Here is a 24,352-nt window from a genome sequence, read left to right on the forward strand (position 1 = left end):
GTCAGCACCGGTGCCAAGGGAACAATCGAACATAACAGAGAGCTTGCCTGATAATGAGCACTGCCACTACCTCTTCCAGCGTTGCGCCGCCATCGACGGAGCACGCGACGACCTCACCTGCGCGCTATCGACTCTCCACGCTGCCCCTGCGTCGTCAGCGCCTGATCGGCGTCGGCGTACTGTGGCTGATCCTGGCCGTCATGATCGCCATCAATGCCTGGCAAAGCCGTAACTTGCTCTATAGCGAACGCGAACAGCGCATGGTGACGGCAGTCGACATCGGCATTTCCACGCTGGAACACTACCACCACCTGGCCGAGCAAGGTCAGCTGTCCGTTCCCGATGCCCAGCGCCTCGCCTTCAACATGCTGCGCGACATACGCTTTGGCGAAGATGACAACTACCTTTTCGCCTTCAACGGCAGCCTGCGTATGCTTGCTCATCCGCGCAGAGAAGTAGGCGAAGACATCTCTCAGGTGAGCGACCCCGAAGGCACGCTGATTTTCCAGAGCATGCTGGATAACACACGGGCCAATGGCAGCGGCTTCACCGAATATTACTCCAACTTCGCGCGCGGCAACGATGGCAGCCCGCTAGTACGAACTTACTCCGAAGCCTTTGCGCCTTGGGATGTGTACGTGGCCAGCGGCGTCTTTGTAGGTGACGTCAACAGCACCATCGTCAGCCAACTCATTGAAACCATCGTGGTGGGCATCGTGGCCGGTGCGCTGGTGACCCTGGCTTTCTGGGGCATGATAACGCTGATCCTGCGCCGCCTGGGCGGGGAGCCCAACTACGCCGCTGGCGTGGTGTCACGCATTGCCCAGGGCGATTTGACCGCCCCCGTGGCCCTGCATGCCAACGACACCAGCAGCCTGCTCTACGACATCCGCTCGATGCGCGACAAGCTGCGTGAAGCCATGACCGACATCTACACCACCAGCGAGGCGGTGGATGGCAATGCCGGTGATATTGCTGCGGGCAACCAGGAGCTGTCATCACGCACCGAGCAGCAGGCCGCCGCCCTTCAGCAGACCTCATCCAGCATGGAAGAAGTCACGGCGACCGTTCGCCAAACCGCCGACAGCGTGGCCCAGGCCAAAGAGCTGGTACGCAGCGCAGGCGAAACCTCGCAGGCAGGCCAACAGGCCATCGGCAATGCCGTCAACTCGATGCAGGAGATCAGCGCCGAGGCCGACAAGATCACCGATATCGTCACACTGATCGACAGCATTGCCTTCCAGACCAATATTCTGGCGCTCAACGCCTCGGTGGAAGCGGCCCGCGCCGGCGAACATGGCCGTGGTTTTGCCGTCGTGGCCGGCGAAGTTCGCCAACTGGCCAACCGCTCCGCCACGGCCGCCCACGAAATCAAAGGGCTGATCAACGCCTCCAACGCCCAGGTCAGCAACGGCGCCGGGCTGGTCGATACGGCCAAACAACGGATGCAGGACATCGACCTGCAAATTCAGAAGGTCAACGACCTGTTCGAGGAGATCACCGCCGCCACCTACGAGCAGACCCGCGGTATCGAACAGATCAACGTGGCCATCGCCCAGCTAGACCAGGCCACCCAGGACAATGCCTCCATGGTGCAGCAGACCGCCACCTCTGCCCAGGACCTCAAACAGCGCTCACAGTCGCTCAACAGCGTGGTCGGCCACTTCACTCTGGTGGATTGAACCACTTGGCCCGGGCGCATGCGCCTGGGCATTCCGCATACTTTATTCCCGAACGGCGCCCACGAAAAAGCGCTGCTCAAGGGCAGTTATCGAACGGACAACAGAAACGAAGAGGATCTGGCAAAGCAGAATCAGAAAAAGCGATGGAAAAGCAAAGACGAAGACACAGGAGGGAGGACCGTTGAACTGGAGCGGGAAAGGAGATTCGAACTCCCGACCCTCGCCTTGGCAAGGCGATGCTCTACCACTGAGCTATTCCCGCAACATGAACGGCATTACTTAAGAGAACCGGTTACAGAAACCGATTAAAACAACCGATGACGACAACCAAGCGTCAGCGTCATGCGAGTGGCGTCCCATAGGGGGTTCGAACCCCTGTTCCCGCCGTGAAAGGGCGGTGTCCTGGACCACTAGACGAATGGGACACATGTACACGCAGACGACTGGAGCGGGAAAGGAGATTCGAACTCCCGACCCTCGCCTTGGCAAGGCGATGCTCTACCACTGAGCTATTCCCGCTTGATGTCGCTAAAAATCGGATTGGCGTCCCATAGGGGGTTCGAACCCCTGTTCCCGCCGTGAAAGGGCGGTGTCCTAGACCACTAGACGAATGGGACGTATAAACACGTATGATTCATTACATACGCGTTATGGAGCGGGAAAGGAGATTCGAACTCCCGACCCTCGCCTTGGCAAGGCGATGCTCTACCACTGAGCTATTCCCGCAACTCCGATGACCTAAACGATACGATGGCGTCCCATAGGGGGTTCGAACCCCTGTTCCCGCCGTGAAAGGGCGGTGTCCTAGACCACTAGACGAATGGGACGTTTCATTGCCTCGTCGAGGTGGCGCGTATATTAATCAGCGCACCTCTTACTGTCAAGCCCTCTGATATCGAAACGTTTTATGCCTGCGCAACGAAGGTGCCTGACGGCGATAACCTGCGCGATAACGGTGCACGAAACTTGCCCATGCACACCACGCCACCCGTTCAGCGCATCCTACAAAGCCCTAAAAATCTTTTATTTAAAATAAAATCGATTTTTTGGCATATCCCTTGCTTTGTACACAGCGTCTCTCGGCGATTGGTGCTCCCCTACCACTGCCGTCTTTCCTTACTGCATGAGGTGCTGTATGTCCTTTACCCGTCGCAAGTTTCTTACCAGCGCTGCTCTGACATCCACTGCGGGGCTGGTGTTGGGCGCCCCTTCCTTGGCCAAGGCGCAGTCGAGCGAACAGTTCAACTGGCGAATGACCAATGCCTACAGCCCCGGCTCTCCGTTCTATGTAGAAGGGCCCGGCAGCCCGCGGGACGTGATTGCCAAGATCAACGCCATGTCGGGCGGACGGCTCAATATTCAACACTTTGCAGCAGGAGAACTGATCCCGGCCTTCGAAGGCTTCGAGGCGGTGCAGAGCGGCACCATCGAAATGAACGCCGCCAACAGCTACTTCTGGTCGGGCACCACGTTCGCCGCGCAATACTTCACCACCGTGCCCTTCGGCATGAGCTTCATGGGCCATATGGCCTGGCTGTATCACGGCGGTGGCCTGGAGCTATGGGAAGAAGTGTATGAGCCTTACGGCATGATCGCCCTGCCGCTGAACAATACAGGCGTGCAGATGACCGGCTGGTTCCGTGAGCCCATCGAGGACATCGGCCAGTTGAACGGACTGCGCATGCGTATTCCGGGCCTGGCCGGGAAAGTCTATGCCGCGCTGGGGGTCGATGCCCGTGTACTGCCCGGCGGTGAAATCTTCCCGGCGCTGGAGCGGGGCGTCATCGATGCAGCAGAGTTCGTGGGCCCTTACCAGGATCGCCGCATGGGGCTGCAGAATGCCGCGAAGTTTTATCACACCACCGGCTGGCACGAGCCTGCCACTACCGGTGAGCTGCTGATTTCCAAACAGCATTGGGATGCCCTGCCCGACGACCTCAAGATGATCGTGAAAAGTGCCTGCATGGCGGCGTGTCTGGAAAGCGTCACCTGGTCGGAAGCCGTCAACGGCGAGGCGATGGCCGACCTGGTGGACAACCACGGCGTTACCGCAAGCCCCCTGCCAGCCCCGGTGGTCGAAGCGCTGCGTGAAGCCACGATGGATACCCTGGCCACCGAAGCCAACGCCGACCCGCTGGTACGCAAGGTCCACGACAGCTACATGGCCTTCAAGGCCAACCATGACCGCTGGGCAGGCCCCAGCGAACGCGCCTGGTTAAACGACATCATCGGGGTGTGATATGCAAGCCGTGGAACGTCTTGTCCACGGAATCGAGGCGGTGGTCCGGCTGTTTGGCTTGATCGCTGCCTGGATTTGCGTGGTGCTGGTTGCCCTGGTCGCGGGCGATGTGGTCATGCGCTACCTGTTCAGCATTGGCGCCGTCTGGCTCCAGGAGCTGCAGTGGCACTTGATTTCCCCCATCGCCCTGTTCGGCATGTCGTACCTGCTGTTCGTGGGCGAGCAGGTGCGGGTGGATGTGTTTTACGAGCGCTTCCCGGTCGCGGTACAGCGCACCATCGAAGTGATCGGCGGCCTGCTGCTATTGGTCATGGGGCTCTACATCGCCTGGCTGACCCTGCCTTGGGTAGAGCAATCATATCTGCGTAACGAAACCTCACCCAACCCAGGCGGCCTGCCCTTCCGCTGGCTGCTCAAATCGCTCATCCCTCTGGGGTTTCTTCTGTTGGCACTGCAAGGCCTGGCCCACGCACTGCGCCAGGGGTTGGCCCTTCCAAGCCGAGGTGAATAACGCATGTCTCCTAATGAGTGGCTAGCGATCGGCATGATCGTCGCCTTTTTCGTACTGCTGCTGATCGGTATTCCGGTGGCCATCAGCATCGCCGTCACGGCCTTCGTGTTTGGCTACCTGGGGTTTGGCCCAATGCTGTTCAACCTGCTGCCCTCGCGCATCTACGGCGTGGTCACCAACTACACCTTCATGGCCATCCCCCTCTTCGTATTCATGGGGGTCATGCTGGAGAAGTCGAAGCTGGCCGAAGAGCTGATCGACGTGGTCGGTCACCTGTTCGGGGGACTCTCCGGCGGCATGGGGGTGGCCATCATCTTCGTGGGCGTACTGCTGGGCGCTGCCACGGGTATCGTCGGGGCGACCATCGTCACGCTGGGCCTGTTGACACTCCCCACCCTGCTGCGCCGTGGCTACCCTAAAACCCTGGCCACCGGCATGATTTGTGCGTCGGGCACGCTGGGTCAAATCATCCCCCCGAGCCTGGTGCTGATTCTGCTGGCGGAGATCCTCGGTGAATCCGTGGGCACCATGTTCGCAGCGGCCATGGTGCCGGGGCTGGCCCTGGCCGGGATCTATATTCTGGCGATTCTGGTGCTGGCCAGGCTCTACCCCAACATGATGCCGCCCATTCCCGCCGAAGAGCGTGCGCTGCTCAGCAAAAAGCAGCTATTGTTCAAGGTGGCTACCGTGGTGGGGCCGCCGGTGGGGCTGGTGTTTGCCGTGCTGGGTTCGATCATCGGCGGAATTGCCGCCCCCACCGAAGCCGCTGCCATGGGGGCACTCGGGGCGCTGGTCTTCGTCGCGTGCTCTGGGCGGCTCACGGTGGCTCTGCTGAGCGAGGTCGCCAAGGCCACGCTGGTCATTTCTGCCATGGTCTTCTTCATTCTGATCAGCGCTCAGGTCTTTGGCCTGGCCTTCCGTGGGCTGGGTGGCGAGCATCTCGTGGGCCGCATGTTCGACTGGGTCCCCGGGGGCGAGCTCGGCGCGCTGCTGTTCATGCTGCTGCTGATGTTCGTGCTTGGTTTCTTCCTGGAATGGATAGAAATTACCTATATTGCCCTGCCGCTGTTTTTGCCCTTCTTCGTACAAATGGGCATCGATATGGTATGGCTGGGCATTCTGGTGGGCCTGGTGTTGCAAACCTCGTTTCTCACGCCACCGTTTGGCTGGTCGCTGTTTTTCCTCAAGGGCGTGGCCCCCAAGGAGGTTTCGACCCTCGATATCTACAAAGGCGCGCTGCCCTTCATTGGCCTGCAATTCCTGGCCGTGGCGCTGGTCTTCGCCTTCCCGGCCATTGCCACCTGGCTACCCGACGCCATTGGCTGGTAGCCCTTGATAACAGTAGCCCTTGATAACAGTAGCCCTTGATAACAGTAGTCCTTAATAACAAAGGATAACGTCATGCTTCATACACAACGTAGTTACGGCGGCAGCTGTGTTGCCCCCCACCACCTGGCCGCCAGTGCCGGTCGCGATGTGCTCAAACAAGGCGGCAATGCGGTAGAAGCCATGGTGGCCGCCGCAGCGGCTATCGCCGTGGTCTACCCGCACATGAACGCGCTGGGTGGCGACGGTTTCTGGCTGATTCACGAACCAGGCAAGCCGCCCATTGCCATCGATGCCTGCGGGCCAGCCGCCGCGCTGGCCAGCGCCGATTTTTACGCTGGCGAATCACACATCCCGGAACGCGGCCCCCAGGCAGCCCTGACCATGGCGGGCACCATCGGCGGTTGGCAGGAAGCACTCAACGTGGCCTCCCAGTGGGGCACGGCGCTACCGCTGACGACCCTGCTGGCCGATGCCATTCACCATGCCGACGACGGCGTGGCGGTTTCCCAAAGCCAAGAGGCGCTGACCGCCAAGCACCTTGCGCGGCTTGGCCAAAGCCCCGGCTTCAACGAAGCCTTCCTGCTCGATGGCAAGGTCCCCCGGGAAGGCGAGCGGCTGCGCCAGCCGCGCCTGGCCCGAACCCTCGAACGTCTGGCCAGTGCAGGGCTGGATGACTTCTACCGTGGCGAACTGGCCGCCAGCATGGCCCAGGACCTGGCCGCGCTGGGCAGCCCGCTGCGGTTGGAGGATTTCCACGCCTATCGCGCCCAGCAGGTCACGCCGCTGCAGGTACAGCTGCAGGACGCGACACTCTACAACCTGCCCGCCCCAACCCAGGGCATGGCCTCGCTGATGATTCTGGGCATCTACGAACGCCTCAAGGCTGCCGAGCCCAACGGCTTCGAGCATCTGCACGGCTTGATCGAGGCCACCAAACGCGCCTTCATGCTGCGCGATAGCCACGTCACCGACCCCCAGCGGGTGCCTGCCCCCCTCCAGTCGCTGCTAAGCGCCGAACGCCTGGCCGAAGAAGCTGCCGCCATTGACCCGGCCAGCGCCCTGCCCTGGCCCCATGAGCCCGCGCCGGGCGACACCATCTGGATGGGCACCGTGGATAGCCAGGGCCGCTCGGTGAGCTTCATTCAGAGCATCTACTGGGAGTTCGGCAGTGGCGTCGTGCTGCCGGAAAGCGGCGTGCTCTGGCAAAACCGAGGCATCAGTTTTTCACTCGACCCCAATCATCTGCGCGGCCTGGCCCCGGGGCGCAAGCCGTTTCACACCCTCAATCCGGCACTGGCCCTGTTCGACGACGGGCGCACCATGGTGTACGGCACCATGGGCGGCGAAGGCCAGCCACAAACCCAGGCCGCGGTGTTCTCCCGCTACGCATTACATGGCATGCCACTGCAGCAGGCGGTCACCGCGCCACGCTGGCTATTGGGGCGCACCTGGGGCGAGACCAGCACCAACTTGAAGCTGGAAGCGCGTTTCGACGATGCCCTGGTGACCGCCCTCGCCACGGCGGGCCACGATGTAGAAGTACTGCCCGAGGCCTTCAGCGACACCATGGGCCATGCCGGTGGCATCGTACGCCACCCGGATGGCCTGATCGAAAGCGCCCATGACCCCCGCAGCAACGGCGGCGCCGCCAGCGTTTAGGCCCGGTACTGGCGCTATCGCCCACTTTCGCACATGCTGAACCTGAGCAGGGCTACCGTTGTCACTGGCATAGCGTCAGGCACAACGGTGGTATCCTGCCTGCCCAATAAGCCTCTGCTTATCAGCAACCGGAGGGAGAGGAGAGCCCCATGGCGAAAATAGCGAAATCCCCTGAAGAGTGGCGCCAACAGTTGACCCCGGAGCAGTACCACGTCGCCCGGGAGAAGGGTACCGAGCGTCCGTTTACCGGTGACTATCAAGTGAGCGATGCCCAAGGCATCTACCACTGCGTCTGCTGTCATGCGCCGCTGTTCGAGAACGAACACAAGTTCGATGCAGGCTGTGGCTGGCCAAGTTTCGACAGGCCACTGGGCATCCGCTGCGTGGAAGAGCATCGCGATACTTCCCACGGCATGATTCGCACCGAAGTAGTGTGTTCCCACTGCGATGCCCACCTGGGGCACGTGTTTCCCGACGGCCCCCCGCAAACGACGGGTCTGCGCTACTGCATCAACTCGGTCTCTTTGGAGTTTCACCCCGACGAATAATTGATCCCAAACGAAGCGCAGCAAGGCGGGCACCATCTGTTAGAATGGCGGCCCGCTTTTTTATGCCGAATGTTAGTGCTTGCAGGAGATCCCCATGCTCGGCTGGTTCCCAGGACATATGAACAAGGCCCGCCGCCAGATCAAGGACGCGCTGCCGGAAATCGACGTCGTGATCGAAGTGCTCGATGCGCGGCTCCCCTACTCCAGCGCCAACCCGATGCTGGCCGAGCTGACCCGCCACAAGCCGGTCCTCAAGATTCTGTCGCGTGCCGACCTGGCCGACCCCGCGCGTACCGACGAGTGGGTCGCGTTTTTCGATGCCCAGGCCGACACACGGGCGCTGGCCATCACCACCACCAACACCCGGGAACTGAAGCGCATTCCCCGGCTTTGCCATGAGCTGGCCGGTGCGGTGCGTGCAGACCGTGATGTTCGCGTGATGGTCATGGGGATTCCCAACGTCGGCAAGTCGACGCTGATCAACGGCCTGGCAGGACGCAAGATCGCCAAGACCGGTAACGAGCCCGCCGTGACCAAGCGCCAGCAAAAGGTACGCATCGATGGCCGCGTGGCGCTGATCGACACCCCAGGCGTGCTGTGGCCCAAAATCGAGGATCAGGCCAGTGCCTACCGGCTAGCGGCCAGCGGCGCCATTCGCGACACGGCCATCGAGTATACCGATGTGGCCATGGTGGCCTGTGCCGAACTCGCCAGACGCTACCCCGACGAGCTGACGGCCCGCTACAAGCTCACGGCGCTGCCCCGCTATGAAGCCCCTTCCACCCCTCAAACAGAAGTCGATGCCGATGGCCCCCAGAAGCCCGACTTTATGGCCATTGCCGGGTTCGATGGCCACGCCATCCTCACCGAGATTGCCAGCAAGCGCGGTGGTTTGCGCCCTGGCGGCGCCGTGGATCTGCACCGGGGCGCCGAAGTGCTGCTGCATGAACTGCGCGACGGCAAGGTGGGCAGGCTGACGCTGGAAACCCCCGAGGACATTCCACCGCCCGTGGAGCAAATCGACCAAGACAGCTCGCCATCAAGCAACGCATAATGGGCGAGTAATCAGTCACTCCCACGGCAATGGACACTTTTGGATAACGCACCCCATGGACACCGCGCAGCCTAACGAATCACACACGCTCAAGAAGTCCCATAAACTGCACAATGTCTGCTACGACATTCGTGGCCCGGTTCTCGACCATGCCAAGCGCCTGGAAGAGGAAGGCCAGCGGATTCTCAAGCTGAACATTGGCAATCCGGCCCCCTTTGGTTTCGAGGCACCGGAAGAGATTCTCCAGGACGTCATGCGCAACCTGCCCACCGCCCAGGGCTACTGTGATTCGAAAGGGCTCTACTCTGCGCGCAAGGCCATCATGCAGGAGTGCCAGCGCAAGCAGATCCCCGGCGTCGGTATCGAGGATATCTATATCGGCAACGGCGTGTCCGAGCTGATCGTCATGGCCATGCAGGCGCTGCTCAACGATGGCGATGAAGTACTGATCCCGGCACCGGACTACCCGCTCTGGACCGCCGCTGCCCACCTGTCGGGCGGCCACGGCGTTCACTATCTGTGTGACGAGCAGGCCGACTGGGCGCCGGACATGGCCGACATTCGTGCCAAGGTCACCAGCCGTACCCGGGCCATCGTCATCATCAACCCCAACAACCCCACCGGGGCGGTGTACTCTCCGGAAGTGGTGCGGGAAGTCCTCGAGATCGCCAGACAGCACAACCTGGTGGTGTTCTCCGACGAGATCTACGACAAGATTCTCTACGACGGGGTCGAGCACACCGCCACGGGCGCGCTGGCCGACGACGATCAGCTGGTCATCACCATGAACGGGCTTTCCAAGAGCTACCGCTGCGCTGGCTTTCGCTCCGGCTGGATGACCATTTCCGGCACGCTGGCCAAACAGCGGGCCAAGGACTTCATTCAGGGCCTGACCATGCTGGCCTCCATGCGGCTGTGCGCCAACGTACCTGCCCAGCACGCGATTCAAACGGCGCTGGGCGGCTACCAGTCCATCAATGACCTGATCCTGCCTGGCGGGCGACTGCTGGCGCAGCGGGACATCACCATCGAGAAGCTCAACGCCATTCCCGGTGTCTCCTGCGTGACACCCAAAGGGGCGCTCTACGCGTTTCCGCGCCTGGACCCCAAGGTCTTCAATATCAAGGATGACCAGCAGCTGGTGCTGGACCTGTTATTGCAAGAAAAGATCCTGCTGGTGCAAGGCACGGCCTTCAACTGGCCAGACCCGGACCACGTGCGCATCGTGACGCTGCCCTGGGCCGACCAGCTGGGCGACGCGCTGGATCGCTTTGCCAATTTCCTGTCACGCTATCGGCAGTAGTTATTTCAGTCTTCATGTCCGTCGCTACAGCATTAAAAACAGCTACTTGAAACTGTAGCGACGGGCACGCATCTAAGCCATATTCCAGCAAGACCCCGTTATAAACCTGAAGGGAGAAACCCACCCATGATGCGAATTATGCTGTTTCTGGCGACCAACCTCGCCGTCGTACTGGTGGCCAGCTTTACGCTGCGCCTGTTCGGCGTCGAGGGCTATCTGCGCAGCCAGGGAATCAACTTCACTGGCCTGCTGCTGTTCTGCTTCATCGTCGGCATGGCGGGCTCGATCATCTCGCTGTTCATGTCCAAATGGCTGGCCAAGCGCTCCACGGGCACGGTGATCATCGAAACGCCCTCCAATGCCACCGAAAAGTGGCTGGTGGACACCGTGGCCGAGCTTTCCCGTGAAGCCGGGATCAAGACCCCCGAAGTGGGCATTTTCCCGGCCCAGCAGTCCAATGCGTTTGCTACCGGCTGGAACAAGAACGACTCGCTGGTAGCCGTCTCGGCGGGCCTGCTCAACCGCATGCGCCCCGAAGAGGTCCGCGCGGTACTGGCCCACGAGATTGGCCACGTGGCCAACGGTGACATGGTCACCCTGGCGCTGATCCAGGGCGTGGTGAACACCTTCGTGATGTTCTTTGCCCGTGCCGTCGCCCACCTGATCGACACCTTCCTGAAAAGCCGCAGCGACGGTGAAGGCGGTCTGGGCTTCATGGGTTATTTTGCAGTGGTCATGATTGCCGAGATAGTGTTTGGCATCATTGCGTCGGCCATCGTGGCGTGGTTCTCGCGCTACCGCGAATACCGCGCCGACGAAGCGGGTGCACGCCTGGCGGGCACCGGCGCCATGGTCAACGCCCTGGCACGCCTGAAGGCCGAAACCGAAATGCCCGACCAGATGCCCGACCAGATGCGCGCCATGGCCATCACCAAAGGCCAGACCCGCTCGCTGATGGAGCGCATGTTCGCCAGCCACCCACCGCTGGACGACCGCATTCGCGCCCTGAAAGAAGCCGCCTACCGTCAGTGATGCTAACCGTCGCTTAACGGCAGACGCCACCATAAGGCCCGCATCGCGGGCCTTATGCGTTTTGTGTCCAGCTCTTTTCAGCCGAGCTGCACTTGAAAACCGGCAGCTTCCAAAGGCGCACACAGTGGCCGAGCATCTTCTTTCAACAGCACACTCAGCGTGGCAAACTCGCGACGCAGCGGGTAATGGGCACGGCAGTGGTCGAACCCCTTGGCAACCCCTTGCTGCATCACGTTACGCTGCAGCGTGTCGTGGTCACGGCGCACGTCATACACCGCTCGGGTACATAGCCGCAGCGCCTCTTCAACGGGCAGTGCCTGTGAGAGGGTCAGCGAGGCCAGCACCGGGGGCGGACACAAGTCACTGAATGCCAGATCCAAGGGGTGGCCCCAGTGCGCGGCCAGCGCCTGCTGAATCATCCAGGTGCCGCGCAGCTTGCCGTCCAGGCTGTGGCCGGCAATGTGCGGGGTTGCCAGGGCCACCAGATCCCTCAGGCCGGCATCGATGCCCGGCTCGTCTTCCCACACATCGAGAATGGCGGTGATGTCGCCCTTGCCTGCCAGGCGGCTGCGCAGTGCCAGCCCATCGATGCAGTCCCCGCGCCCGGCGTTGACCAGTACCGTTTGCGGGGCCAGTTCCTGGAGCCGCTCGGCGTTCAACAAATGGTGCGTCGCGTGGGGGCCGTGCTTGACCAGCGGTGTATGCAGGCAAATGACATCGCATTGCTCGATCAGGGTATCCAGGTCCACGAAGCCCTCAGGCCCTTCCTGCTCGGCGCGGGGCGGGTCACATACCAGCACTTCCATGCCCAGCGCACTCAGCCGCGTCAGCAAGCGGCTGCCGACGTTACCGGCCCCGACGACTCCCACACGGCGCGACAGCAGCGGCCACCCTTCCCGCTCGCTCACGGTTAACAGGCTGCTCAGCACATAGTCCACCACAGCGTCGGCATTGCAGCCAGGCGCACTGGCAAACCCGGTGCCCTGGGCTGAGAGGTAGTTCAAGTCGATATGATCGGTGCCGATGGTGCAGGTGCCGACGAAAGCAACACGGCTGTTGGCCAGCAAGGCCTCATCGACCCGGGTGATGGAGCGCACGATGAGCGCGTCGGCATCGGCCACGTCGGCCGTGCGAATCTCGCGCCCGGGCAGGCGGTGCAAGGTGCCCAGCCCGCCAAAGCACGCGTCGGCGGCGGGGATGTTGGCATCGATGACAAGTTTCATAGGCGTTTTGATTTCCGGGCTTTACAATACGCCCGCAACGGCTTGCTGTGCAGGCGTGAACATGATGGCGTTAAGGAGATGGGTGTGATCGTACGCTGGGAAACCGACCATGACTATGTGTTGGTGCACATTCACCAGGATATGTTCGGCGACTGGATTTTCAGCCGCGCCTGGGGGCAGATCGGCACCCAGTTTGGCGGGCTGAAACATCAGTTGGCCGACACCTTGGCGCAGGCACAGATGTGGCTGGAGGACGAGTCCACCATCCAGACCTCGCGAGGCTTTCGCAAGGTACTGGAAGCCGCCGACCACACCCCCGAAGGCCAGGAGGCCATGCGCCAGCTGTCGCTGCTGGACGTGCTGTAGGCACGCCTACCCCAGAAACCGACGCCCATTACGCTGGTGCGCCCCCACTGGGGGCGTCGGGGCTGGCGGGTTGGTCAGGGTCGCCAGCGCCGCTTCGTCCAGCCAGCCTCGCTGCTCCAGCCATTGGCTCAGCCGCGCCAGGTCGAAGCCCCGGTCCAGCTCTTCGCCCTGCTCATCCAGCAACACCGGTATACGCACGCCGTAGCGCTCGACCAGCGCGTCGTCTTCGCTGATTTCGATGCGCCGCAAGTCCACTGGCTGGTTGGCCAGGCTGGTCACCAGCGCTTCGAGTTGAGCGCACAGATGGCAGCCCAGAGTGGTGTAGATGGAGAGTTTAATCATCGGCTCGGCTCTTGATCAAAAAGACGTGATGCAGGTTGGTACGACGCTGGAAATCCGGGTCGAAGGTGCGCGCGGTGATCTCCTCCACTGCGTAGCGCTGCACCAGCGCATCGTCCAGTTTGAAACGCCGCTGGTTGTTCGAGAACACCAGCACGCCACCCAGCGCCAGACGCGCCATGGCCAGCTCGACCAGCCTTGGGTGATCCCGCTGGATATCCAGCGTATCGCGCATCTTCTTGGAGTTCGAGAACGTCGGCGGGTCCATGAAGATCAGGTCGAAATCGGCATTGGCCGTTTCCAGCCAGCGGAAGCAGTCGTCCCTGACCACCCGGTGCCGCCGGTGATCCAGCTGGTTCAGGCTGAAGTTGTCTCTGGCCCACTCCAGGTAGGTGTTGGACATGTCGACGCTGACGCTGTCGCTGGCCCCGCCTAGCGCCGCCTGTACGGTAGCCGTGGCCGTGTAGCAGAACAGGTTCAGGAAGCGCTTGCCGCTGGCCATGTCGCCCAGCATACGCCGCACGGGGCGGTGGTCGAGAAACAGCCCGGTGTCCAGGTAGTCGCGCAGGTTGACCCACAGCCGCGCACTCCCCTCACGCACTTCGAAACGCTCACCGCTGGCATCGCGCTTCTGGTACTGGGCGGCGCCGGTTTGCCGCTCACGACGCTTCACATAAATCTTGCTGGGGTCCACGTCCAGCGCCTCAGGCAGCACTTCCAGCGCGTCGAACAGCCGCTTTTGTGCCTGAGCAGGGTTCACGGAGCCCGGCGCGGCATACTCCTGCACGTGAACGCGATCGCCATAGCGGTCGATGGCCAGCGCATACTCCGGCATATCGGCATCGTAGAGGCGATAGCAGGTTTCACCGCTCTGCTTGAGCCACTTTTTCAGGCGTTTCTGATTCTTTGCCAAGCGATTGGCAAACATCTGGGCATTTTCCGACACCGCTGGCTTGGCAGGCCGTTCCGGCGCCAGGGCCTCTGTCGTGGCGGAATCGCTGGGCACGGCAGACTCCCTGGCTGCGCCGATCTGCATCATCAGCAGCTTGGCATCCAGCGCACCATTCTTCAGCGCATACTGCTTATGGGCGCGCAGCCCCAGGCGATGCCCCAGGTCGGGATTGCCGGTGAACAGCGCCAGCATCCAGCCGGGGAACAACGCCTTGGCCTTTTCCCCAAGCTGGGCATAGAGCCTGACCAGTTCCGGCAATTCGCCCAAACGCTCGCCGTAGGGCGGGTTGGTGATCAACAGGCCCTGCTCGGCGGTGAGGTCGACGGGGCGAGTGAGCTGAGCCAGACTTTGGCCATGCAGGCTGATCAGCGCAGGAATGCCCGCGCGCATAGCGTTCGACTTGGCGGCACTCAGCGCTGCAGGGCTTTGGTCAAAGCCGATCAGTGGGTTCCTGCAGCGCTTGCGGCCAATCGACGCCCGCGCTTCGGCTTCGCGCTTGAGCTCACTCCAGAGCGCAGGCTCATGCCCCGCCCAGCCATGAAAGCCGAAACGCTCACGGTTGAGGTTGGGGGCCTGGTCGGCGGCCATCAATGCGGCCTCGATCAGCAGGGTGCCAGCCCCGCACAAAGGGTCCAGCAAAGGCTCGCCAGCCTTGGCGCGCTCGGGCCAACCTGCACGTACCAGCAAGGCAGCGGCCAGGTTCTCCTTGAGCGGCGCATGCCCGACGTCACGCCGGTAGCCGCGCCGATGAAGGCTCTCGCCGGAGAGGTCGATACCCAGGCTCAGGTTGGCGCGATGCAGGTGCGCATAAAGGCGCAGGTCTGGCGTTTTGGTATCCACATTGGGGCGCTCCTGCCCCGAGAGCTGCAGCGAGTCCACCACTCCGTCCTTGACGGTTTGCGCGCCAAACCGGGTGTGGCGAATGTGCTCACTGCGGCCATGAAAATCCACCGCCAGGGTGCGTCCTGGTGCCAAATGCTGACGCCAGGCAATGCGTGCCACCACATCGCGCACCTGCTCGGCGGTCTCGATCATGCTTTCCCGGGCCAGCAGCAGAATGACGCGGTTGGCTAGTCGCGACCACAGGCAGACCCGGTAGGCCGTGGTCTGGTCGGCAGTGAAATAGACACCGGCCACGGTGGTTTTACCAGGCTCGGCGCCCAGCGCTTGCAGCTCGTCTGCCAGCAGGCCTTCGATGCCTTTGGGGCAGGTGGCCAGCAGATTCAAAGAGGGTGTTTGGCTCAGCTCGGTCATGTTCTTCGCCGCGCGTCACCGCGCGATATTCCTGTATATGTCAAATGAGTTTACGTCTTATGACAATTTGATGGTCGACAAGTGACCCCATGATGGTCTATCAATAAAAGGGTAGCTACTAAAAACGCATGCGTTGCTTGTCTGGGTCATTACTGTGCACTTCCGCAAGGAGACTCCTGTAACGACCCACGGCTTGTCGAGTCGGAGGCTTTACCTGTTCAGCACGTGAGTGCTAGACACCAAGGTACTGGCGAAGACTCACTCTTGGACTTGAAGTCACCTCTCGAAGCAGAGTTGGCAGCAATGGTCGGCGTCGTGATGACGCTTGAAAGGAGCTCGGTAGACAATGAGCTGCCCGTTTGCTGGCCATTTGCTTCTTATCAAAGGTTTTCGTGAAAAGAGGTTAGCCAATGAAACGACAAAAACGTGATCGCTTCCAGCGGGCTTATGTTCACGGCTACAAAGCGGGTGTTACGGGTCGCTCCCGTGATGATTGCCCCAGTCAAGATGTCAATTTACGCGAATACTGGATGAGCGGTTGGCGTGAAGGTCGCGGAGACCAGTGGGATGGCATGGTCGGCGTTTCCGGCATCCATAAAAACCCCATGGTCATGACCTGATTTATTTACCTTTTACACGGACATTTGGAGTACGGAGCCCGCTCGCCAGCGGGCTTTTTATTGCCCACCCCTTTATTGCCCACCTATCCCCCGCGCCTTCCCTATTAGTGGGCAGAAGCCTGCTTCTTGAGCGCCTCGGCACACTGTTTCACCAGCGTCGGCCCCTGATAAATCAAGCCTGAATAGAGTTGCACCAGGTCGGCACCTGCCTCGATTTTCGCTTGCGCTGCCGCCGCGCTGTCGATGCCGCCCACGCCGATGATCGGCAGGTCAGGCAGTTCGGCACGCAGCAGCCGGATGACCGTATTGGAAGCCTCGAACACCGGTCGGCCCGATAACCCACCGGCTTCCTGCGCCTGGGGGTCCTGCTGAACAGCCTCACGAGACACCGTGGTATTGGTGGCGATCACGCCATCCAACCCATTGCGAGAAATACTGCCCGCCACCAGCGCCACTTCCTCTGCGTTCATGTCGGGGGCAATCTTCACCAGCAGCGGCACCTTGCGGCCCAGCGCGTCATCCAGCGATTGGCTGCAGGCACGAATCGGCCCCAGCAGGGCATCCAACTGCTCGCCGAACTGCAGCGTGCGCAGCCCCGGCGTGTTGGGCGACGAGATATTGACCGCGATATAATCGGCCACCCCATGCACGGCGTCGAGACACAGCAGGTAGTCATCCAGCGCCTGCTCCACCGAGGTGGTCAAATTCTTGCCGATGTTGATGCCTACGATACCGCCGTAGTGGCGCTTCTTGACCTGTGCCACCAGGTGCTCGACGCCTTTGTTGTTGAAGCCGAAGCGGTTGATGATGGCCCCGTGTTCGGCCAGGCGAAACAGACGCGGCCTGGGGTTTCCCGGCTGCGCTTTCGGCGTGACAGTGCCCACTTCCACGAAACCAAAGCCCAGCTCACCCAGGGCATCCAGGTGATCGGCATTCTTGTCCAGCCCGGCTGCCAGGCCGACGCGATTGGCAAAGCGCAGCCCCATCAGCTCGACCGGGTCGCTGATCGGCTCGCCATACAGCCGCTTCACGCCACCGACTCGGTGCAGCGTATCCAGCGCGCCAAGCGCCAGACCGTGGGACGTTTCCGCATCCAGGCGGAACATGAGCGAGCGGGCAAGGGTATACATCAGCGAGACACTCCTGGGCGATGGGCTGTTGGCGAGGCGGCCGCAGTATAACGCACTTGGCCCAGCGAGGCAGAATGAAAAGGCCGCGCCCTGGTGAACCAGGGCGCGGCCTTGAGTGGGCCTTTCGTCAGGCGTCAGGCTTCGCTGTCGCTCTCGGCCAGGTCCACCAGCTCACGGACGGCGACCGCAAACAGGGCAAAACCGCCTTCGCTGCCGCTACGCACCTCTTCGATCAAGCGGCACCAGCGACGGTGCAGCTCGGCGTGCTGCTCCAGCCACTGGGCCACGCGCTCCTGGGTGTCGCGGCTGCCCGCTTCCAGCTTCAATACGCTGGTGGTCAGCGCCAGCTGCTGGCGATCAATGTCGTCACGGAAGGTTTCACGGGCCTGTGCCTGCCAGGCATCGCGCACTTCCAGTTGAGTGACCTGCTGGATCATCCACGGTAGCTCCAGACGGCTGCCAATCTCGTGGAAGACTTCCGCCACCCGCTGGGGCTTCTCGTTGGTCAAGCGAGCCGCCTGAATGATCCCCAGGCTGGCGTACAGGCGCGGTGCCGCAGCCACCGTGGCGGCCAGGGACTCCGGCACGCCGGCTTGCTGAAGTTCGTCGCAGCGTGCCTGCCACTCCTGCTGCTCTTCACCGCTGAGCAGCTCACCGATGCTCTCCTGCAGCTGGGCCAGACGCGGCCCGAAGTACTCGATGGTGTCCTGAGTCGACAGCCCCAGGTGCTGACGCAGGAACCAGCGAGTGGCACGACGCACCAGACGCATCAGGTCCAGCATCATGGAGTACTGCACCCGGCTGGAGACCTGATTGTCCAGCGCTTCGATTTGCGCCCACAGGTCCGCCAGGTTGAAGGCATCGCGGGCGACCACGTAGGCCCGGGCAATATCGGCCCGGCCGGCGCCGGTGGAGTCCATCAAGCGGCGCACGAAGACGATGCCCATGTGGTCGACCAGGTCGTTGGCGACCTGAGTGGCCACGATTTCACGCTTCAAACGGTGCTCGTACATCTCGCCCTGGTAGCGCTCGGTGAGCACCGCCGGGAAGAGCCGCTCGAGATGGCGATGGATGTAGGGGTCGTCGGGCACCTCGGAATTGATCAAATCCCCCTTCAAGGTGCTCTTGGCGTAGGAGATCAGCACCGAGAGTTCCGGCAAACGCATGCCCTGGTCGCTGCTGGCACGCTCCTTGAGCACCTCGTCGGTGGGCAGGAACTCCAGCTCGCGGTCGATCTGACCAGCGGCTTCCAGTTCGCTGATGAAGCGGCGATACGGCCCCATGCCCTGATGGGAAAGAATTTCCGACAGGTCCAGCGCCTGGGTCTGGCGATAGTTGTCCAGAATGACCAGGTTGGCCACTTCGTCGGTCATGTCGGCCAGCAGCTGATTGCGCTGCTTGTCGGTCATGTCGCCACGCTTGACCACTTCGTCGATCAATATCTTGATATTGACCTCATGGTCGGAGCAGTTGACGCCCCCGGCATTGTCGATGAAGTCGGTGTACACCCGCACGCCGTTGGCGGCTGCCTCCATTCGGCCACGCTGGGTGAGACCCAGGTTACCGCCCTCCCCCACAACTCGGCAGTTCAGCTCCTTGCCATTGATACGCAGCGCATCGTTGGCCTTGTCGCCCACGTCGGCATCGGTTTCTTCGGAGCTTTTCACGTAGGTGCCGATACCGCCGTTCCAGATCAGGTCGACCTGGGCCTTGAGCATGGCGCGAATCAGATCATTGGGCGACAGACGCGCCTCGGTGATTCCGAACACCTGCTGCATTTCCGGGCTGATGGCGATGGATTTGGCGCTGCGGCTGAACACCCCGCCTCCTTGAGAGATCAGCTCGGCGCTGTAATCTTCCCAACTGGAGCGCGGCAGGTCGAACAGCCGCTGGCGCTCGGCAAACGCCGCTGCCGCATCAGGGTTGGGGTCGACGAAGATATGCAGGTGGTTGAACGCCCCCACCAGCTGGATCTTGTCCGACAGCAGCATGCCGTTGCCGAACACGTCCCCAGCCATGTCACCGATACCTACCACGGTAAACAGGTCCTGCTGGGTGTTCACGCCCAGGTTGCGGAAGTGGCGCTTGACCGACTCCCAGGCGCCCCGTGCGGTGATCGCCATTTTCTTGTGGTCGTAGCCATTGGCGCCACCAGAGGCGAACGCATCCCCCAGCCAGTGGCCATACTCGACGGAAATGGCGTTGGCGATATCCGAGAACGTTGCGGTGCCCTTGTCGGCAGCCACCACCAGGTAGGTGTCGTCGTCATCGTGGCGCACCACGTTCTTCGGCGGCACGACCTCTCCCCCGACCAGATTATCGGTGACGTCCAGCAGCGCCCGAATGAAGATCTGGTAGCAGGCAATGCCCTCTTTCTGCTGGGTTTCACGGTCGGCATTTTCAGGCATGCGTTTGCACACGAAGCCGCCCTTGGCGCCTACCGGCACGATGACCGCGTTCTTCACCTGCTGCGCCTTGACCAGCCCCAGCACTTCGGTACGGAAATCTTCCAGACGATCCGACCAGCGCAGGCCACCGCGCGCCACCTTGCCACCCCGCAGGTGCACGCCTTCGACACGGGGCGAGCAGACGAAAATCTCGTAGGCCGGACGCGGCTTGGGCATACCGGTCACTTTCGACGGTTCCAGCTTGTAGGCAATGTAATCCTTGAAGCGGCCCGCGTCGGTCTTCTGGTAATAGTTGGTGCGCAGCGTGGCCTGGATCAGCTCCATGAAACGGCGCAGCAGCTGGTCGTCATTGAGGCTGGCAACGCCTTCCAGGTGCTCGTTCAGACGCGCCAGACAGTCGTCGGTCTGGCCGGGCTGCTGTTGGGCCGGGTCGAAGCGCAGGCGGAACAGCTCTACCAGCGTCTGGGTGATCACCGGGTAGTTGGCCAACGTGGCGGCAATGTAATCCTGGGACATGCCAAAGCGAATCTGCTTCAGGTAACGCGCGTAGCCACGCAGCATGGCCACTTCCCGCCAGTCCAGACCGGCCCCGACGATCAGGCGATTGAAGGCATCGTTATCGGCTTCGCCGGCCCAGATACGCTTGAACGCTTCGCTGAACGTGTCGCGCATGTCGCCCAGATTGGCGCCCTGACTATGCTCCAGCTCGAAGTCGTGTATCCAGTAGCGCTGCTGAGGCGCGTTGATATCGTAGGGGCGCTCGCCGATCACCCGCAGGCCGAGATTCTCCATCATCGGCAGCACGTCCGAGAGCGGGATCTGCGATTCGCGATGGAACAGCTTCAGGTTCATGCCCCCTGCCTGCTCTTCCAGCGGACGATACAGGGAGAGCGAAAGCGTGTCTCCATTGTCCAGATTCAGCAGGTGCTGAATGTCGAATACCGCCGTGCGGGCGTTGAAGTCTTCGCGGTAGCTGGCCGAGAAGGCATCGTGAAAATTGTCCAGCAGGTGGTTGGCGCGCTCTTCTCCAAACCCTTCGATCATGGCCGCGTGCAGGTCGTCACGCCAGCTGCGCGACAGCCGTGCCACTTTCCCCTCCAGACGCTTCAGGTCGTACTGGCTGGGCGTGTCGCCATTGAAGCGCAGGATCAGCTGAATACGCGCCAGCACCGACTCGGAGAGGTAAGTGTTGAAGTCGCCAAAGTGCGCATCCAGCTCGTCGCACAGCATGTTCTGAATACGCTGGCGCAGGTCGGTCGAGAACACGTCGCGGGGCACGAAGACCAGGCAGGAGTAGAACTTGCCGCTGACATCGGCGCGGATGAACAGGCGTACCTGACGGCGCTCACGGATGTTCAAGATGCCCAGTGAGGTAGTGGCCAGCTCGTCGGTGCCGATCTGGAACAGATCATCCCGCGGGTACACTTCCAGCACCTGCAGCAGCTGCTTGCCATTGTGGCCCTGAGGGTTGAACCCGGCGATGTCGGTCACGGCTTTCAGCTTGCGACGCAGTAGCGGAATGTTGCGCGGCGACTCGTTATAGACGGTCGCAGTGAACAGACCAAAGAAGCGACGCTCGCCGATCACGTTGCCATCATCATCGTAGCGGTCCACGGTGATGTAGTCGGGGTACGTAGGACGATGCACGCGAGAGTGATGGGCGCTCTTGGCAAACGAGAGCAGCTGCGGCACCAGCACGTAGTCATTGTGCTCATCCACCCCCTCTTCGGTGCGAATGCGCTCCCGGTAGCGGGGCTGGTCCAGGCGGAACACGCCCAACACGCTGTTGGGATCACGCTGCAGCTCGCTGCCTTCCAGCAAATACTCGTCATACCCCAGGAACGTGAAGTTGTCCTTCAGCAACCACTCGAGAAACGCAATCGCTTCTTCGTGGTCGTCGGGGTCGATCTGCGGCGGACAGTTCTTTTCCAGCTCCTGGATGGCGGAGGTGATCTGCCCGCACATGGCGTCGTAATCACCCACTGCCGTGCGCACGTCGCGCAGCACTTCGTGCAGGTTGCGCTCGATATTGGCCAAAGATTCAGGATCGGTATGACGATCCACCTCGATGACGATCAAGGATTCGCGGGCCTCGGGGGCATGCTCATCCTTGGGCGAGGTTAGTACCTTGAGCTGGTGCTGGCCATCGCGGGCAACCGCAAATACTGCGTTCTGAATGGCATGTACGGTCAATCCGCGCCGATTGAGCTCGATACGTACCGAGTCGACCAGAAACGGCATGTCTTCATGCAGCACGGCCACGAAGGTGTGGTTGGACTGCCAGCCGTGCTCTTCGAAATCGGGGTTGAAGATACGCACTTTAGGGTGTTGACGGTCATGATGCTGGAGAAACTGCCAGATCGAGAGCGTGGCCCCATAGAGGTCATCAAGACGACGGTCGATCAGGTCCTCGACCGGCACCGTCGCGTAGAAATGGCGCGCGAAGGCTTCGACATCCGCCGCTCGCGCAGGCTCCAGTCGCGCTTCCAGGCGCTCTTGTAGCTGCTTCAAAAGATCCCGCCGACTCTCTTCAATCGCAACGTAATGCATCCATCACCTCGACTGCCTGGGGCCACAACCTGGGCCAAAAAAACGAAGGACAATAGGCCTTTAGGCCACGCTACCAGATAGCTTACGCTACCCTCGTCCAGCCCCCTAACCATCTGGCATGTTATTCATGGTGTATGCCGCTTGTGCATCATAAGCACTATTGACAAGCGGCCCATGACACTTGCGTTCAAGCGCTACGCCGTGTCAACAGCACCCCGCACTCACAGTGATGGGTAAACGGAAACTGGTCGAACAAGGCAAAACGCTCGATCTGATGGGTTTTGGTGAGCTGCGCCAAATTGTCGGCAAGCGTGACCGGGTTGCATGAAATATAGACGATTTGCGCGTACTCGCTGAGCTGTTCGCAGCTCTGCTCGTCCAACCCGGCTCTGGGCGGGTCGACCAGCACGGTGGTGAAACGGTAATCGTCCAGCCCCATCTCCGCCACTCGCCGTCCGGCTTTTTCGCCTTTCAGCGCCAGCGCAAACTCCTCCGCCGACATGCGCGCCACGTGCGCGTTGTTGATCCCGTTGGCTTCCAGGTTGACATTGGCGCTGGCCACCGAGGTACGCGAAATTTCCGTGGCCAGCACGCGGCGGAAATTCTCCGCCAGCGCAATGGTGAAGTTGCCGTTTCCGCAATAAAGCTCGACCAGGTCTTCCTGCTGACGTCCGGCCGTCACCTCACGGGCCCAGCTCAACATCGTTTGGCAGATATGCGCATTGGGCTGGGTAAAACTGTTTTCGACCTGCTGATAGTGCAGCGTACGACCATCCACCTCCAGGCGCTCCCAGACGTGGTCACGGCTGAGCACCAGGCGCTGTTTGCGCGAACGGCCAATGATCATGATGTCCAGCTCGGCTTCCAGGGCGCGCGCCTGCTCTTCCCAGGCGTCGTCCAGCGGACGATGGTAAATCAGCGTGACCAGCGCTTCTCCCGACAGCGTGGTCAGAAATTCCACCTGAAACAGCCGGCGGCGCAGCACATCGCTGGCCAGAAAGGCATCCCGCAACTGCGGCATCAGCTCATTGATGCGTTCGCTGGCCACGGCAAACTGGTCCAGACGAATGACCCGCTTCTGTTTGGGGTTGTCAGGATCGACCTCGAACATGGCATAGAACAGATCATCGTCTTCATGCCAGATACGAAACTCGCAGCGCTGCCGGTAATGGCTGGCGGGCGAGGGATATACTTCGAGCCCAGGCGGCGCAAAGTCCGCGAACATCTGTTCCACGTAGGCTTGTTTGTCAGCCAGCTGTTCGGCGTAGCGTGCCGGATCGACGGTAGGGATGGCCAAGGTGGCTCCTGTTGACTGGAAAATTGAACTTAGCGGCAGCGGCTCACCGTTAATCAGCGTCGGGCAGCGCGAGCAGCTGGGGGGCACTGAAACCGTACCGCGCCATGCCATCGGCCAGGGCAGCGGCGGGCGCCGTGGTAAAACAACGGCCATCCGGCACGCTGCTGATCAGCGTGGCGGCTACCTGTCCAACGCGCCGCGCGATGGCGTCTCCAGAGTCCACCCAGGCCAGCGGTACGGGGGAGAGTGACACCAGCAGCGGCTGCAGCAACGGAAAGTGCGTGCACCCCAATACCACGGTATCGAGGGCAGGGGTCGCCTGGATTGCCTCCCAAAGCGGGGCTAACGCCTGCTGAATATGAGCGGCGTTCAGCGGCTTTCCCGCCAACCAGGCTTCGGCTTCCACTACCAGCGGGTCTGCTGCCAGCCGCGTGACGCGGCAATCGCTGGCGAAGCTTTCGATCAATCCTTGGGTGTAGGGGCGGTTGACCGTGGCCGAGGTGGCCAGCAGGCCAATATGGCGCGTCGTGCTGACCTGCGCGGCGGGTTTGATGGCAGGCACCGTACCAATGACCGGCACCGACAGCGCCTGACGCAGCGCTTCCAGCGCCAGCGTGCTGGCCGTGTTACACGCCACCACCAGCACGCTGGCCTGGCAGGCGGCCACGGCGGCCTGGCAAACGGTCACGATGCGTTTGGCCAGCACGGCGTCATCGCGCAGACCGTAAGGAAGCCAGGCATTATCGCAGGCGTAACACAGCGAGGCATGGGGATAGTGCTGACGCAGCGACTGAGCCACGGACAGCCCGCCCACACCAGAGTCGAATACCAGTACGGGGCCTGGCATCAGCGGTTA

The 24,352-nt window shown here is 61.6% G+C and carries 18 protein-coding genes and 6 tRNA genes; 11 read left to right on the forward strand and 13 right to left on the reverse strand.

Translation table 11 applies throughout. The features are described 5' to 3' along the window. Positions 1-53: 53 nt before the first annotated feature. Positions 54-1,682 carry a methyl-accepting chemotaxis protein gene (locus IE061_RS00580; RefSeq protein ID WP_193460682.1) on the forward strand — a complete coding sequence of 543 codons (1,629 nt, stop codon included), beginning with the start codon at positions 54-56 and terminating at the stop codon, positions 1,680-1,682. Positions 1,683-1,869: 187 nt separating this feature from the next. Here IE061_RS00580 and IE061_RS00585 read toward each other — a convergent pair. The 6 genes from IE061_RS00585 to IE061_RS00610 form a co-directional block, all read right to left on the reverse strand. Next, positions 1,870-1,944, reverse strand: a tRNA-Gly gene (locus IE061_RS00585). An 87-nt stretch (positions 1,945-2,031) separates the two neighbouring features. Then, positions 2,032-2,107: transfer RNA gene (locus IE061_RS00590), tRNA-Glu, on the reverse strand. Between the two features lie 19 nt (positions 2,108-2,126). Further along, a tRNA-Gly gene (locus tag IE061_RS00595) sits at positions 2,127-2,201 on the reverse strand. Between the two features lie 22 nt (positions 2,202-2,223). Then, positions 2,224-2,299, reverse strand: a tRNA-Glu gene (locus IE061_RS00600). A 34-nt stretch (positions 2,300-2,333) separates the two neighbouring features. Next, positions 2,334-2,408, reverse strand: a tRNA-Gly gene (locus tag IE061_RS00605). Positions 2,409-2,433: 25 nt separating this feature from the next. Beyond that, positions 2,434-2,509: transfer RNA gene (locus tag IE061_RS00610), tRNA-Glu, on the reverse strand. Between the two features lie 308 nt (positions 2,510-2,817). On the opposite strand from IE061_RS00610, the gene IE061_RS00615 reads away from it, so the two are divergent. The 8 genes from IE061_RS00615 (at position 2,818) to htpX (ending at position 11,357) form a co-directional block, all read left to right on the forward strand. Then, entirely contained in the window at positions 2,818-3,921 is a 1,104-nt protein-coding gene (locus IE061_RS00615; RefSeq protein WP_016914467.1) for a TRAP transporter substrate-binding protein, read from the forward strand. A gap of 1 nt (position 3,922) precedes the next feature. Further along, on the forward strand, positions 3,923-4,432 hold the full coding sequence (locus IE061_RS00620) for a TRAP transporter small permease subunit (RefSeq protein WP_026001778.1): 510 nt from the start codon (positions 3,923-3,925) through the stop codon (positions 4,430-4,432). Between the two features lie 3 nt (positions 4,433-4,435). Beyond that, the gene (locus IE061_RS00625) at positions 4,436-5,761 is read left to right on the forward strand and encodes a TRAP transporter large permease (protein ID WP_039176169.1); all 1,326 of its coding nucleotides are present in this window, start codon (positions 4,436-4,438) and stop codon (positions 5,759-5,761) included. 72 nt (positions 5,762-5,833) lie between these two features. Beyond that, positions 5,834-7,420: a gamma-glutamyltransferase family protein gene (locus IE061_RS00630; RefSeq protein ID WP_193460683.1), complete on the forward strand. Its 1,587-nt coding sequence runs from the start codon at positions 5,834-5,836 to the stop codon at positions 7,418-7,420. Positions 7,421-7,569: 149 nt separating this feature from the next. Beyond that, on the forward strand, positions 7,570-7,968 hold the full coding sequence (gene msrB / locus IE061_RS00635; protein ID WP_193460684.1) for a peptide-methionine (R)-S-oxide reductase MsrB: 399 nt from the start codon (positions 7,570-7,572) through the stop codon (positions 7,966-7,968). Between the two features lie 94 nt (positions 7,969-8,062). After that, positions 8,063-9,022 carry a ribosome biogenesis GTPase YlqF gene (gene ylqF, locus IE061_RS00640; RefSeq protein ID WP_193460685.1) on the forward strand — a complete coding sequence of 320 codons (960 nt, stop codon included), beginning with the start codon at positions 8,063-8,065 and terminating at the stop codon, positions 9,020-9,022. Between the two features lie 55 nt (positions 9,023-9,077). Continuing rightward, on the forward strand, positions 9,078-10,325 hold the full coding sequence (locus IE061_RS00645; RefSeq protein ID WP_039176178.1) for a pyridoxal phosphate-dependent aminotransferase: 1,248 nt from the start codon (positions 9,078-9,080) through the stop codon (positions 10,323-10,325). A 126-nt stretch (positions 10,326-10,451) separates the two neighbouring features. Beyond that, positions 10,452-11,357 (forward strand): protease HtpX, encoded by a 906-nt coding sequence (gene htpX, locus IE061_RS00650; protein WP_039176182.1) that lies wholly within the window; start codon positions 10,452-10,454, stop codon positions 11,355-11,357. A gap of 77 nt (positions 11,358-11,434) precedes the next feature. Here the strand turns inward: htpX and pdxB are convergent, their stop codons facing one another. Then, positions 11,435-12,580 carry a 4-phosphoerythronate dehydrogenase PdxB gene (pdxB, locus tag IE061_RS00655; RefSeq protein WP_193460686.1) on the reverse strand — a complete coding sequence of 382 codons (1,146 nt, stop codon included), beginning with the start codon at positions 12,578-12,580 and terminating at the stop codon, positions 11,435-11,437. Positions 12,581-12,664: 84 nt separating this feature from the next. Between pdxB and IE061_RS00660 the strand changes: the two genes are divergently transcribed. Continuing rightward, positions 12,665-12,946, forward strand: a complete 282-nt coding sequence (locus IE061_RS00660; protein WP_039176935.1) for a hypothetical protein — start codon at positions 12,665-12,667, stop codon at positions 12,944-12,946. 6 nt (positions 12,947-12,952) lie between these two features. Here IE061_RS00660 and IE061_RS00665 read toward each other — a convergent pair whose 3' ends face one another. Then, a complete protein-coding gene (locus IE061_RS00665; RefSeq protein WP_193460687.1) occupies positions 12,953-13,288 on the reverse strand; it encodes a glutaredoxin family protein in 336 nt (111 codons plus the stop codon). Beyond that, on the reverse strand, positions 13,281-15,491 hold the full coding sequence (gene rlmKL / locus IE061_RS00670) for a bifunctional 23S rRNA (guanine(2069)-N(7))-methyltransferase RlmK/23S rRNA (guanine(2445)-N(2))-methyltransferase RlmL (RefSeq protein WP_193460688.1): 2,211 nt from the start codon (positions 15,489-15,491) through the stop codon (positions 13,281-13,283). Before rlmKL ends, IE061_RS00665 begins: the two co-directional genes overlap by 8 nt. A gap of 410 nt (positions 15,492-15,901) precedes the next feature. On the opposite strand from rlmKL, the gene rmf reads away from it, so the two are divergent. Further along, positions 15,902-16,111, forward strand: coding sequence for a ribosome modulation factor (gene rmf, locus IE061_RS00675; RefSeq protein ID WP_016914479.1), 210 nt, complete (start codon positions 15,902-15,904; stop codon positions 16,109-16,111). Positions 16,112-16,215: 104 nt separating this feature from the next. Here rmf and IE061_RS00680 read toward each other — a convergent pair whose 3' ends face one another. From IE061_RS00680 to murI, 4 genes are all read right to left on the reverse strand, one after another. Continuing rightward, positions 16,216-17,241, reverse strand: coding sequence for a quinone-dependent dihydroorotate dehydrogenase (locus tag IE061_RS00680; protein WP_193460689.1), 1,026 nt, complete (start codon positions 17,239-17,241; stop codon positions 16,216-16,218). Between the two features lie 134 nt (positions 17,242-17,375). Continuing rightward, positions 17,376-22,199 (reverse strand): NAD-glutamate dehydrogenase, encoded by a 4,824-nt coding sequence (locus IE061_RS00685; protein ID WP_193460690.1) that lies wholly within the window; start codon positions 22,197-22,199, stop codon positions 17,376-17,378. Between the two features lie 187 nt (positions 22,200-22,386). Further along, positions 22,387-23,496, reverse strand: coding sequence for a tRNA (uridine(54)-C5)-methyltransferase TrmA (gene trmA / locus IE061_RS00690; RefSeq protein WP_189463724.1), 1,110 nt, complete (start codon positions 23,494-23,496; stop codon positions 22,387-22,389). A 49-nt stretch (positions 23,497-23,545) separates the two neighbouring features. Beyond that, positions 23,546-24,343 (reverse strand): glutamate racemase, encoded by a 798-nt coding sequence (gene murI / locus IE061_RS00695; RefSeq protein ID WP_189463725.1) that lies wholly within the window; start codon positions 24,341-24,343, stop codon positions 23,546-23,548. Between the last annotated feature and the right edge of the window lie 9 nt (positions 24,344-24,352).

Origin of the sequence: Vreelandella hamiltonii, from assembly GCF_014651795.1 — a bacterium.
GTDB classification, from domain to species: Bacteria; Pseudomonadota; Gammaproteobacteria; order Pseudomonadales; family Halomonadaceae; genus Vreelandella; species Vreelandella hamiltonii.

What these genes read in the sequence shown, in the direction of transcription:
- IE061_RS00580 (WP_193460682.1), top strand. Translation starts at nt 54, where the DNA reads ATGAGCACTGCCACTACCTCTTCCAGCGTTGCGCCGCCATCGACGGAG.
- IE061_RS00615 (WP_016914467.1), top strand. Translation starts at nt 2,818, where the DNA reads ATGTCCTTTACCCGTCGCAAGTTTCTTACCAGCGCTGCTCTGACATCC.
- IE061_RS00620 (WP_026001778.1), top strand. Translation starts at nt 3,923, where the DNA reads ATGCAAGCCGTGGAACGTCTTGTCCACGGAATCGAGGCGGTGGTCCGG.
- IE061_RS00625 (WP_039176169.1), top strand. Translation starts at nt 4,436, where the DNA reads ATGTCTCCTAATGAGTGGCTAGCGATCGGCATGATCGTCGCCTTTTTC.
- IE061_RS00630 (WP_193460683.1), top strand. Translation starts at nt 5,834, where the DNA reads ATGCTTCATACACAACGTAGTTACGGCGGCAGCTGTGTTGCCCCCCAC.
- msrB (WP_193460684.1), top strand. Translation starts at nt 7,570, where the DNA reads ATGGCGAAAATAGCGAAATCCCCTGAAGAGTGGCGCCAACAGTTGACC.
- ylqF (WP_193460685.1), top strand. Translation starts at nt 8,063, where the DNA reads ATGCTCGGCTGGTTCCCAGGACATATGAACAAGGCCCGCCGCCAGATC.
- IE061_RS00645 (WP_039176178.1), top strand. Translation starts at nt 9,078, where the DNA reads ATGGACACCGCGCAGCCTAACGAATCACACACGCTCAAGAAGTCCCAT.
- htpX (WP_039176182.1), top strand. Translation starts at nt 10,452, where the DNA reads ATGATGCGAATTATGCTGTTTCTGGCGACCAACCTCGCCGTCGTACTG.
- pdxB (WP_193460686.1), bottom strand. Translation starts at nt 12,580, where the DNA reads ATGAAACTTGTCATCGATGCCAACATCCCCGCCGCCGACGCGTGCTTT.
- IE061_RS00665 (WP_193460687.1), bottom strand. Translation starts at nt 13,288, where the DNA reads ATGATTAAACTCTCCATCTACACCACTCTGGGCTGCCATCTGTGCGCT.
- rlmKL (WP_193460688.1), bottom strand. Translation starts at nt 15,491, where the DNA reads ATGACCGAGCTGAGCCAAACACCCTCTTTGAATCTGCTGGCCACCTGC.
- rmf (WP_016914479.1), top strand. Translation starts at nt 15,902, where the DNA reads ATGAAACGACAAAAACGTGATCGCTTCCAGCGGGCTTATGTTCACGGC.
- IE061_RS00680 (WP_193460689.1), bottom strand. Translation starts at nt 17,241, where the DNA reads ATGTATACCCTTGCCCGCTCGCTCATGTTCCGCCTGGATGCGGAAACG.
- IE061_RS00685 (WP_193460690.1), bottom strand. Translation starts at nt 22,199, where the DNA reads ATGCATTACGTTGCGATTGAAGAGAGTCGGCGGGATCTTTTGAAGCAG.
- murI (WP_189463725.1), bottom strand. Translation starts at nt 24,343, where the DNA reads ATGCCAGGCCCCGTACTGGTATTCGACTCTGGTGTGGGCGGGCTGTCC.